Below are 11,741 nucleotides of genomic sequence, written 5' to 3'. Positions count from 1 at the left end.
CGGGGTCGACAGCGAGAATTGCAGTCTTGTCTTCGTTCAGAGGCGAGAGGTGAGGCCGGTGGTGGGGTCGTGTGCGATCAGGGTCGGCAGGCCGGTGTCGTAGCGGACGGTCTCGCCGGTGAGCAGCGCCTGCCGCCCGGACGCCTCGGCCACCTCGGTCAGGAAGCGCAGCACGGCGGCCACGCCCGCGCCGTCGACGACGTCGTCGGGCCGGACCGAGAACTCGATCTCCTCCTCGTCGTAGGGCAGCGCGAAGAACCACACGGCACCGAAGCGCGCCCGGAAGGCGAACGACGTCCCTTCGCCTTCCGGCTCGTCCGCCCAGGCCCGGAAGAGGTCGGCGACGGGGGGCCGCACCGGATCCAGCCGGGGGTAGGGGTGTTCCGCCTCCGTCTCGTCGGCGACCGCGCGCAGCCGCTCCAGGACGGCGATCCACTCGGCACGGGTCACGTCGGGGACCCGGATGTCCCTCAGGCTGCCGTCGATGTGGAAGACGCGGCACATCCAGGGCTCGGGCAGACATCGCGCGCGGGCGCCGTGTTCGCCGGCGTGCACGTCCTCGCAGTTCGACACGCCTCGCCCGCTCCTCAAGTCCGCGTTCCCGTGGCGTCGAGGGTACGCGGCGCGGCAGGGGACCGTTCGGTCCGGGATGAAAGGATCGGCGGATGAGCAGCGACCTGGAAGTAAGCGCACTGGCGATCAACGTCACGATCCCCGAGGCGCTCCGCTGGACGGACACGCGGCGCGGCGAGGCGTTCACCCTGACCACGCTCAACGTCAGGCTCCTCCCGGACGGTCACCTCGCCGTGAAGGCCTACGGGCGGCCGGTGGCCGGCGGGCGGGGCGCGTACGTGTCGTTCCCGGTCCCCGACGAGCCCGCGCTGGCGGCGCTGGTCTCCGAGGCCGCCGGGCGCGCCGCGGGCTTGTGGGCGGCGCACCGCGGGCTCGGCTGACCGCAGGGCGGAATTCACACTGGCGTATGGCCTGTCGTCGATGTGGGTGGTGACAGGTCATACGACGCGACGAGAACATTTACGGACAAGGGGAGTGGGTGGGGAGAGCCGGTCCGCCGGCCCGTCGTCGCCCCTCCCCGCTGTGCCGAGCCTTGCCTTCCTGGCTGTTCCCTCGCGTGTCACGGAGGATCCGCGGTGACGGACTGCGCTGTGATGTTCCCTGGACAGGGTGCCTATCTCCCCGGTGCGCTCGGCCCGTTGGCCGAGGACGAACCACTGGTCCACGAGACCCTTCGAGAGCTGGACGCGGCGGCGTCACGCCTCGGGCGGGGCGCGCCCTCGCGGCTGCTGCTCGACGAACGGGCGCCGTCGCTGGCCGACTTGGCGGCCAGCCGCCCCGCCGACCTCCACCTGGCGCTGTTCGCCGCCGAGACCGCCCTCTTCCGGCTGCTGACGGAGCGTCACGGCGTGCGGCCGCGCATCCTGATCGGGCACAGCTTCGGGGAGTTGGTGGCGCTCACCGCCGCGGGTGTGTACGCCCTGGAGGAGGGCATGGCCCTGGTGGCCGCCCGGGACGAGGCGTTCGCCGCGTGCCCGCCCGTCGACGGCGGGATGGTGGCGCTCGCCGTGTCGGTCACCCGGGCCGAAGGGCTGCTGACGGGCCTGGGCGAGTGGGAGGTCACCGTGGCGGCGGACAACAGTCCCCGGCAGTGCGTGGTCTCCGGCCCCTCCCCCGCGCTGGAGCGGGTCCGGGAAGCGGCCGGGAAGCTGGGCATCGACGCCACTCCCCTCCGGGTTCCCTACGCCTTCCACCATCGGACGCTGGCGGCCGTGGCCGCCGACTTCGCCCGGCGGGCGGGCGCGTTACGCACCGCTCCACCCCGCCACGCCGTGCACTCCGCGATCCTGGGCCGCCGCCTCGACGGACCCGACGAGGTGGCCGATCTGGTCGCCGCCCATCTCGTGCGGCCCACCCGGTTCACCGACGCGGTGCGCCGGCTGTACGCGGACGGGGTCGACGTGTTCGTCGAGTGCGGCCCGCGTGGCGTGCTCAGCGACCTCGTCGCGGCGACGGTGCCGGACGTACGCGTCATCGCGCCGCTGCGCCGGCGGGCCGGCGGTCGGGCCGTGGCCGACGCCCTGGCCGGTGTCGCCGCGAGCGGCACGTCGGCGGGCGCCTCGCACGTTACGTCGTACGCCACGTCGTCCGTCACGTCGCACGTCACCTCGTACGGCACCTCGCAGGTCACATCGCCGGCCGCGTCGACGGACGCGTCGAGCGGTTCGGTGCCGGCCGAGCCGCTCGCCGGACCGGCAGAGAAGGAGGAGGGGACGGACCCGCTCGCCGACCGGGCGGCCGTCGTGGAGACCCTGCGCGCGCTGTACGCCGAGGCGCTCGGGTATCCGCCCGAGGTGCTGACCGGGGACGCGGACCTGGAGGCCGACCTGGGCGTCGACTCGATCAAGCAGACGGAACTCTTCGCGCAGGCCGCCGGTCGTTACGGGCGGACGCTGCCCGCCGACGGGTCCCGCCTCACCAGCTACACGACGCTCGACGCGCTCGCCGGTCTGCTGAACACCCTGCCCGCGCTGGAGCCGGGCGCGAAGGAGGCGCTCGCGTGAGCGGAGAGACCGTTCCCGACGTCCCGGCGGCGCCCGATCTCCACGGGAAGGTCGCGGTCGTCACCGGCGGCGGCAAGGGCGTGGGCGCGGCCATCAGCCGGGAGCTCGCCCGGCGTGGCGCCCATGTCGTCGTCAACCACTTCCACTCCCCCGAGGCGGCGGAGGCCACCGTCACCGCGATCCTCGACGCCGGCGGCAGCGCCCAGGCGGTACGGGCCAGCGTCGCCAAGCGCGAGCAGGTCACCGCCCTGTTCGCGGCGGTCGCCGACGAGCACGGGGGCGTGGACGTCCTCGTCAACAACGCGGCGCGCGGCGTCTTCGCCCGCTACGACGATCTCACCGACACCGAGTGGCAGCGGGCCGTGGACACCAATCTGCACGGGGCCCGCTGGTGCGCCCTGGCGGCCGCGCCGCTCATGGCCGCCCGGGGCGGCGGGGCCATCGTGAACGTGTCGTCCATCGGCGCGGGCCTGGCCATGGACAACTACCTGCTGGTCGGGGTGTGCAAGGCCGCGCTGGAGGCGATGACCCGCTATCTCGCCGCCGATCTCGGGCCCCAGGGCATCCGGGTGAACACCGCCTCCGCCGGTCTCCTGGACAATCCGACGGCCGGGCTGTTCCCCGGCGCGGAGGAGCTGCGGGCGACCTGTCGCACGGCCGCCCCGCTGGGCCGTCTCGGCACCGAGGAGGACCTGGCCCGGCTGGTGGCGTTCCTGGCCTCGCCGCAGTCGCGCTGGATCTCCGGACAGTGTCTGCTGGCGGACGGCGGGCTCTCGGTGGGCCGGGCCATGCTCACGCCCCGGCCGGCGCCCACGGCCGTCGCCGCGCCCCCTGCCCCCGCCGCACCCGCACCCGCACCGGCCCCCGCCCCCGCCCGCCCGGCTCACGTCGCCTCCACCACCTCCACCACCGCTTTCAGCGCTTCCACCGCTTCCACCACCTCCGCCGTCGCCGAGGACCGGACCGTCGCCGTCGTCGGCATGGGTCTGGTCGCGCCCGGGGTGGACGGTCCGGACATGCTGTGGCAGCGGCTGGTGGAGGGCGCACCCCGGTTCACCGAGCCCCGGGAGCGGTTCGCGCTCGAACACTTCTGGGCGGCGCGGCCCGCCCCGGACCGGACCTACAGCCGGGTCGCCGGGTACGTCCGTCCGCTGCCGCCCGACGGCGAGGACTTCCTGACGGCCTGGGCGCACACCGCTCTCGACCAGTGCGGGGCCTCCGCCCTCGCCTCCGCCGCCGGATCCCGCGCCGCCTGTTTCGTCGGGGCGTGGGCCGAGGGCTCCCAGCACGTCGAGGAGAGCCTGCTCGTGGAGGCCGCCGCGGAAGGGCTCGCCGCGCACTGGCCCGGTGGCGGCGGCGAGAGCCTCCGCGCGCGCCTGCGGGAGCACCTGCGCGGGCTCTACCCTCGCGCCGGCCGTCTCGCGGACCATCTGCCGGAGGCCGCCGTGCGCCGGGCCGTGGCGCGGCTGCTGCCCGCCGACACGCCGGTCCATGTCGTCGACACCGCCTGTTCGTCGTCGCTGTACGCGCTCGATCTGGGGGCACGCTCCCTGCTGGACGGGGAGTGCGAAGTGGCCCTGTGCGGCGGCGTGTTCTCCTTGGGGCCGCGCTACAGCGTGCTCTTCTCGCAGCTGCGGGGGCTGAGCCGCTCGGGTGCGGTGCGGGCGCTCGGCAAGGGCGCGGACGGGGTGTTGTTCTCCGACGGCGCCGGCTTCGTCGCCCTGAAGCGCCTGGACCGGGCCCGGGCGGACGGCGACCGCGTCCTGGGGGTGCTGGCCGGGTTCGGCGCGGCGTCCGACGGGCGCGGGCGCGCCGTCCACGCCCCTCACCACACCGGCCAGGAGCGGGCGTTGGCGCGCGCCCGCGCCGTCTCCGGCATCCCGGCCGAGCGGGTCGAGTGGGTGGTGGCGCACGCCACGGGGACGCCGGTCGGAGACCGGGTGGAACGCGGCGTCGTGCGCGAGCAGTTGCCGCACGCCTGGTGCACGTCCAACAAGTCGGTCGTCGGGCACACCGGTTGGACCGCGGGCGTGGTCTCCGTCGTCCACGCCCTCCAGGCACTGGACCACAGCGTGATCCCGCCGCAGTCCCCGTACGAGGCCCCCGACGACCCCGACGGCATCGACTCCTCTGACCGCATCGACGGTCCCGACACCCTCGCCGCCTCCGGCGGTCCCGTCGGCGCGGCGGCTCCGCGCGTGCCGACCACGCCCGTGCCGTGGCCCCGCCCGTCCGGCCGGCCCCGTACGGTCGGCGTGTCCTCGTTCGGGTTCGGCGGCACCAACGCCCACCTCCTTCTCCAGGATCCGCCCCGCCCCGGCGAGTTCGCGCCCGCCTCCCTGCCGGTACCCGTCGACGGCGACCCCGTGGTCGCGGTCGCCTGGTCGGCGCACCTCCCGGGCGCGCCCGACCGGGAGGAGGTGGCCCGCCGGCTGGCGGCCGGCCTTCCGCCCGCCGGGCGGCGCTCGTTCGGCAGCGCGTACCCGGCGCCGCCGTTCGGCGAGGTGCGCATGCCCGCGCGTTCCGTGGAGGCCGTCGACCGCGCCCAGTTGATGGCCCTGCAGGCGGTGGCGAAGCTCACCACGCCGGACGGCTCCCCGTGGTGGGAGGGGCTCCGGGAGAACTGCGGGGTGTTCGCCGCGCACGCGGGCGTCCCGGCCCGCTCACCCGACGTCACCCTCCGCTGCTATGCGGCCTCGCTCGCCGAGACGCTGCGCGGCGACGCTCCTCCGGGGCTCGACCGGGAGGCGTGGGAGCGGGCCGCGGAGGCGTTGCTGGCCTCGGTCGGGGCGCGCCCCGCGCCGGGCGAGGACACCCTGGCCGGGCTGATGCCCAACGTGATTCCGGCCCGGGTCGCCGCCGCGCACGATCTGCACGGCCCGACCATGACGCTCGACACCGGCGGCTCCTCCGGCCGCTCCGCGCTGCGGGCCGCCTCCGCGCATCTGCGGCGCGGCGAACTCGACGTGGCGCTGGTGATCGGCGTCAACGGCGCCAGTGGGCCTCTCTTCCACCGCGTGTACGGGATCGAGGAGCCCGATCGGCTGGCCGAGGGAGCCTTCACCCTGCTGCTCACCCGGGCGTCCGTGGCGGCCTCGCACGACTGGCCCGTACTTGCCGAACTCCCCTGCCTGCTTGCCGAGTTGCCGGAGGTCGTGTCACCACGGGGCGGCTGGTCCTATCGCGGCGCCGACGATCTGGTCGACGTGCTGGCCCGGGTCGCCACCGCCGCGTCCGGCACCCCCGAACCGTCAGCGGTTCCGGCCGCCGCGCAGGCCCCGACCCGGCGCCACACCCTGACCTGGGAGCGGCGGGGCCCGTACGCTCCCGGCGTCCGTACGCGTCCCCTCCCGTCCCGCACCCTGGTCATCGCCGGCTCCCGGCACGCCGGAAGCCTCGCCCCCTCGGTCCGGGCGTCCGGTGACGGGGTCCGTCTGGTGGCACTGGAGGCCGGCCGGGATCCGCAGGCCGTCGTCGACGCGGTGCTCGCCGAGTCTCCGGAGGGGTTCGCGCACCTGCGGGTCGTCGCCGACCTGCACGCCGCCCCGGAGTGGCCCGCCCCGCCGCCCGCCGAGGTGACGGCGCTCCAGGAGGCCGCGTTCTGGGCCGTACGGCGGCTCCGCGACCGACTCGTGGCCGACGGGACGTGCGGGGTGGCGGTCATGGCGCCGTTCACCGACGGGCATCCGCCGCCCCACGCCCATCTGTTCACCGGCTTCGTGAAGTCCCTCGCGTGGGAGCTGGACGGCTGCGCGGTACGCGCCGTGGTCGGCGACACCGACGCGGCGGCCGGCGCGCTCGCCGCGCTGGAGGACGAGCTGGCGCGGCCCGCCGACGGCCTGCCCGTCGTACGCCACCACGGTGGGGCACGCCACGTCCAGCGGCTCACCGAGGACACGCCGCCCCCGCCGGAAGGTGCGCTGCCCCTCGCCCCGGGCGCCGTGGTCGTGGCGACCGGCGGCGCGCGGGGCATCACGGCGGCGTGTCTGCTGGGTCTGGCGCGCGTGACGCCCCTCCGCGTCCACCTCGTGGGGTCCAGCCGGCTCGCCGACCTCCCGGAGGCGCTGCTCGACGCCGCGGAGGAGGAGCTGCCCGCCGCCCGCGCCCGGTACATCGGCGAGGAGCGCGAGCGCCGGCCGCGGCGGACGGTGGGCGAGATCAACGCCTCGTTCGACCGGCTGCTGCACGCCAGGGAGTCGGCCCTGACCCTGCGCGAGCTGCGGGAACTGTGCGGCGCGGAGCACGTCCACTTCCACTCCTGCGACCTCACCGACGCCAAGGCCGTCGACGCCCTCGCCGAGACCGTGCGGGGCCGCGAGGGCCGCGTCGACCTGCTGGTCAACGGCGCGGGCCTGCACCATCCCGGGGACATCGTCCGCAAGACGCTGGCCGGCATGCGGCGCGTCCGTGACGTCAAGCTGTACGGCCACCACCATCTGCGGTCCGCGTTCACCGGCGTCCTCGCCCCGCGCCTGTGGTGCAACTTCGGGTCCGTCACCGGGGTCGCGGGCCTGCCGGGCGAGAGCGACTACTCCCCGGCGAACGACTTCCTGTCCGGGGCCGCCCAGGCCGGACCTCCCGGCGAGTACACGATCGCCTGGACCGTGTGGGACGAGACCGGGCTCGGTTCCGGGGCGCTCGTCCAGTCCTACACCGCCCGCACCGACCGCCTGTCCCGCATGACCACGGCGGAGGGCGTCGGCCACTTCCTGTCGGAGCTGCGCCGCCGTCCCCGGTGCGAGGACCGGCTGGTCACCTTCGTCGGCGAGGCCGAACACCGTTCCTTCGCCCGACACTTCCCCGGCCTCCTGACCCCGAACCGACCGGCCCCGGGCCCCGACACCACGCCGCGTCCGGCACCGGCCCCGAGTCCGGCCGCCGCCCCGGTCCCCGCACCGACCCCGAGGCCGGCCGCCACCCGGAGTCCCGCACCGCCCCCGAGCCCCGCCGCCGCCCCCGACGCCGTACCGGGGCTGTTGCCGGAGCCGTCCGAGCGCCGTGACGCTCCCCGGGGCGAGCGGGCGACCTGGCACCTCGCCCTCGGTCTCGACACCCACGGCTTCCTGCTCGACCACCTCGTCGACGGCCGGCCCACCGTGCCCGGCGTCCTGCTCGCCGACCTCGCCGTGCAGGCGGCCCGCGTCCTTGCCCCGGGCCTGCCGGTCCGCAGCGTGGACGACCTCGTGTTCAGCGCCTGGGTCCGGGCCCGCGCCGACGGCCGGCCCGCCCGCTTCCGCGTCGACGCGCGCCGCACCGACTCCGGCGGCACCCGCGCGGTCGCCGTCACCGTCCGCTCCGCCGTCCTCGCCCCGGACGGCCGCGCCCTGACCCGGGACCGGGAGCACTTCCGCGCCACCGTCCACCTCGGCGGCACGCCCCTCGTCCCGCACCCCCACGGCCCCGTCGGCCCCTCGCCGCAGCCGGTCGACGACCCGTACTACTCCCCGGTGTCACCGGTCCTCCTCAGCGGCGCCTTCCGTGCCACCGAGGACTGCGGCACCGGCCCGCTGGGCGCCACCGCGCGCTGGCGCCCGGACGTCCGGGCGCTCGCCGGGCTGCCCCGGCTCGGCACCCCCTGCACGCTGCTCGACAGCCTCGCCCGTACTCCCGCCCTCCAGTCGGCTCCCGACGGGCGCCGTCCCGTCCCCGTCCCGCACTCCATCGAACGCATCGCGCTCTACGCGCCCGGTGACGACCACACCCTCGTCGCGGCCCATCCCGGCGGCCTCCGGCTCCACCACTCCCCCGCCACCGCGCTCTGTACGGCGTCCACCGACGACGGGCGCGTCATCGCCCAGATCACCGGAATGCGCGCCACGGTCCTCGCGCACCTTCCCGCACCGGCCGCCCCGCCCGGCGCCTCCGGCCCCCGAGGCTCGCGTGACGCGTCTTCCTCCGCCTGACCCCCGGTCCCGCGCCCTGCCCGGCGGGGTGGACCTCTGGTGGCACGTCGGGCAGGTGCCGGCGGGCCGGGGTCACGGCCGGGCGCTGCTCGGCCACGCGCTCGCCGCCCACCCCCACCACTCCCACCCCCACCACCACTCCCACGACCCAAGGGACCGGAACCGGGACCCCGACACCCTCCGTCTCGCTCCCGATCCCCTCGGCCGCCCCTCCCCCGCACCGGGGCAGGGTCTCCCTCCCCTCACGCTCACGGCGGCCCACAGCGGCGCGGTGACGGTCGCCGCCCTCACACCCTCCGCTCCTCCCCACCCCATCGCGATCGGCATCGACGTCGAGCATCTGCCCGCCTTCCCCTCCGCCGCACTTCTGAGTCTCGCCCTCCGCCCCGCCGAACGCGCCGCCCTGGCCGAGCGACCCGCCCCTGACCGGCTCGCCGCCTTCCTGACGGTGTGGACGGCGAAGGAGGCGGTCGCGAAGGCCCTCGGCTGGCCGCTGCTGCGGGCGCTGGCGGACGTGGAGATCGCCCTGCTCCCCCGGCCTGCCGTGGTCCGTCTCGGCACGGACCTCGCCCCGCGCGGCTGGCGCCTTGTGCCGCTCCGGCTGCCCGGGGTACCCCACACCGTCACCCTCGCCCTTCGGCATCGGCACCCCGCACCAGAACAGGAGAACCCATGGACCTCACCGGCAGGACCGCGCTCGTCACCGGCGGCACCCGGGGCATCGGACTGGCCATCGCCCGGACCCTCCACCACCACGGCGCCCGGATCGTCGTCACCGGACGGGACGAGGGACACGGCCGGCGGGCGCTGGAGGCGCTCGACGCCGGCGACGACGTCACCTTCTGCCGCGCGGACGCCACCCACCGGTCCGACGCGGAACGGGCCGTCGACACCGTCGTGGAGCGCTACGGCCACCTCGACGTCGTCGTCAACAACGTCGGCGGAGCCACCGACTTCGCCACCGTCGCCGACATCACGGACGAGGTCTGGCACCGCACCCTCGCGCTCAACCTCGACACCGCCCTCTACACCACCCGCCACGCCCTGACCCACCTGATCCCCCAGCGCTCCGGGCGCATCGTGACCATCTCCTCCATGGAGGGGCGCGACCCCGACCCGGGGCTGTGCGCCTACGCGGCGGCCAAGCACGCGCTCATCGGCCTGACCCGGGTGCTGGCCAAGGAGGTGGGCCCGCACGGCATCACCGCGAACTGCGTCTGCCCCGGCGCCGTCGAGACCGACTGGGTCACCGAGCAGGGCCCGAAGGCCGCGCGCGTCCTGGGCACCGACTACGCGGGCCTGATCCGCCACTTCACCGGCAGGACCGCGACCGGCCGTCTCACCCGGCCGGAGGAGGTCGCGACCGCCGTCCTCCTCCTCGCCTCGAACCCGGGCTCCGGCATCACCGGGGCCTGCATCCCGGTGGACGGGGGCACCACGGTCTGACGTCTCACCACACCCCCAACTCCGTTCATTTTCGGCCCAGTTGCCACGCTCCCGCGATGCGGGAGTGACTGGTGTGACGTGTGGGAGGGCGTGTCCGCAGGGGGCCGGTGTGTAACCGGTGGACAACGGCTCAAACCTTACGCACAAATTGCACACACCCTCTCTCCAACCCGGTGCGCATGCTCTAGATTGACCATGCTTCAGCTGATCGCGCCCGACCCGCGCGATCAGTTCTCGCGAACCTGTTTTCCATACGGGGACGGTGGGGGGCCTCTCCGGGCTGAGGAACAGTGCAGGGCGAGCGCGTCGACCACTGGGACCTGGGGGGTTCTGTGCGGCAAGGGGGATTACTCAGCCCGTTTCCGTCTGCGCGTGAGCGCCTGGCGAACGGGCAGATCAGTCGGACGTCGATGGACTGGGAGCAGCGGTACCGCCGTACCGTGATCGCCAGCGACACGGTGGCCACCGCGCTCGTGGTGGGCACGATAGGGGACTTCTTCGGGGCCAGGGACGCGGCCGACTGGCACGAGAAGTGGGGGATTCTGGCCTTCGGCACCGAGCTTCTGGTGCTGGGGGCGCTCGCCGTGAGCCGGGCGTGGGCTCCGGCGGTGCTCGGGCAGGGGGCCGAGGAGTTCCGGCGGCTCGGGCGCTCGCTGTTCATGGCGACCGTGGCCCTGGCGCTCGGCGGGATCGCCCTGACCTCGCGCAACATCAAACTGTGGATCTTCGTCGCGATCCCCGCGATCGCGCTGGTCACGATGACGGCGCGGTATCTGCTGCGGCTGTGGCTGCACAAGCAGCGGAAGGAGGGGCGGTGTCTGCGGCCGGTGCTCGCCGCCGGGAGCATGGCGACCGTACGCGACCTGATCACCCGGACCCGGAAGTTCCCGCACCTCGGGTGGCGGGTGGACGCGGTGTGCACGACGGACGGGCTCGGGCCCGACGGCGGCCGGCTGGACGGGGTGCCGGTCGTGGGCCGGCTGGCGGACGTCGCCGACCATGTGCACCGCGACGGCTTCCGGGTCGTCGCGGTCACCCCGGACCCCCACTGGTCGCCGGGCAGGCTGCGGCGGCTGGCGTGGAACCTGGAGGGCAGCGACGCCGAGATGGTGGTGGCCCCGGTGCTGATGGAGGTGGCCGGGCCCCGGCTGCACGTGGACGCGGTGCTCGGGATACCGCTGCTGCGGGTCAGCATGCCGGCGTTCACCGGGGGCCGCCGGGCCGTCAAGGAGGTCGTCGACCGGCTGGGCGCGGCGCTGCTCCTGGTGCTGCTCGCCCCGCTGATGCTGGCCGTCGGGCTGCTCGTCCTGGTCGACAGCCGGGGCGGGGTGCTCTACCGGCAGCGCAGGGTCGGCAAGGACGGCCGGGAGTTCATGATCCTGAAGTTCCGGACCATGGTCGCCGGCGCCGACCGGGCGCGCGAGGAGCTGGCCGGGCGGAACGAGGGCGCGGGGCTGCTGTTCAAGATGCGCCGGGACCCGCGGGTGACGCGGGTGGGGGCGGTGCTGCGCCGGTACTCGATCGACGAGCTGCCGCAGCTCGTCAACGTCCTCGCCGGGTCGATGTCGCTGGTGGGCCCGCGGCCTCCGCTGCCGGAGGAGTCCGCCGCGTACAGCCCGGACATCCGGCGGAGGCTGCTGGTGAAGCCCGGACTGACCGGTCTGTGGCAGATCAGCGGGCGCAGCGACCTGTCGTGGGAGGAGGCCGTCCGGCTCGATCTGCGGTACGTGGAGGACTGGTCGCTCGCGCTGGACACGGTGATCCTCTGGAAGACCTTCCGCGCGGTGATACACGGTCAGGGGGCCTACTGACAGGG

General features: G+C 75.1%; 6 protein-coding genes and 1 pseudogene. 6 read left to right on the top strand and 1 reads right to left on the bottom strand.

The genetic code is table 11. From position 1 onward, the window contains the following. Positions 1 to 36: 36 nt before the first annotated feature. Positions 37 to 573 carry a hypothetical protein gene (locus ABZ621_RS01775; RefSeq protein ID WP_360599588.1) on the bottom strand — a complete coding sequence of 179 codons (537 nt, stop codon included), beginning with the start codon at positions 571 to 573 and terminating at the stop codon, positions 37 to 39. A gap of 92 nt (positions 574 to 665) precedes the next feature. Between ABZ621_RS01775 and ABZ621_RS01770 the strand changes: the two genes are divergently transcribed. From ABZ621_RS01770 to ABZ621_RS01745, 6 genes and pseudogenes are all read left to right on the top strand, one after another. Next, the gene (locus ABZ621_RS01770) at positions 666 to 953 is read left to right on the top strand and encodes a hypothetical protein (protein WP_360599586.1); all 288 of its coding nucleotides are present in this window, start codon (positions 666 to 668) and stop codon (positions 951 to 953) included. A 195-nt stretch (positions 954 to 1,148) separates the two neighbouring features. Beyond that, complete coding sequence (locus ABZ621_RS01765) at positions 1,149 to 2,576, top strand: acyltransferase domain-containing protein (RefSeq protein ID WP_360599584.1); 1,428 nt, start codon at positions 1,149 to 1,151, stop codon at positions 2,574 to 2,576. Further along, positions 2,573 to 8,479, top strand: a complete 5,907-nt coding sequence (locus ABZ621_RS01760) for an SDR family oxidoreductase (RefSeq protein ID WP_360599582.1) — start codon at positions 2,573 to 2,575, stop codon at positions 8,477 to 8,479. The genes ABZ621_RS01765 and ABZ621_RS01760 overlap by 4 nt, the downstream gene beginning before the upstream one ends. Further along, a pseudogene (locus ABZ621_RS01755) lies at positions 8,457 to 9,050 on the top strand (4'-phosphopantetheinyl transferase superfamily protein); the annotation flags it as partial. The gene ABZ621_RS01760 and the pseudogene ABZ621_RS01755, both read left to right, overlap by 23 nt. Before the next feature lie 101 nt (positions 9,051 to 9,151). Next, on the top strand, positions 9,152 to 9,925 hold the full coding sequence (locus ABZ621_RS01750; protein ID WP_360599580.1) for an SDR family NAD(P)-dependent oxidoreductase: 774 nt from the start codon (positions 9,152 to 9,154) through the stop codon (positions 9,923 to 9,925). Between the two features lie 332 nt (positions 9,926 to 10,257). Then, a complete protein-coding gene (locus ABZ621_RS01745) occupies positions 10,258 to 11,736 on the top strand; it encodes a sugar transferase (RefSeq protein ID WP_360599905.1) in 1,479 nt (492 codons plus the stop codon). The last annotated feature ends 5 nt before the right edge of the window (positions 11,737 to 11,741 follow it).

The organism is Streptomyces sp. NPDC007863 (assembly GCF_040633895.1).
GTDB lineage: Bacteria > Actinomycetota > Actinomycetes > Streptomycetales > Streptomycetaceae > Streptomyces.
Note: the sequence above shows the minus strand (reverse complement) of the source record. Positions and strands in the feature narration are given on the sequence as shown.

Coding starts and splice junctions, on each gene's coding strand:
- ABZ621_RS01750 (WP_360599580.1), top strand. CDS start 9,152: ATGGACCTCACCGGCAGGACCGCGCTCGTCACCGGCGGCACCCGGGGC.
- ABZ621_RS01770 (WP_360599586.1), top strand. CDS start 666: ATGAGCAGCGACCTGGAAGTAAGCGCACTGGCGATCAACGTCACGATC.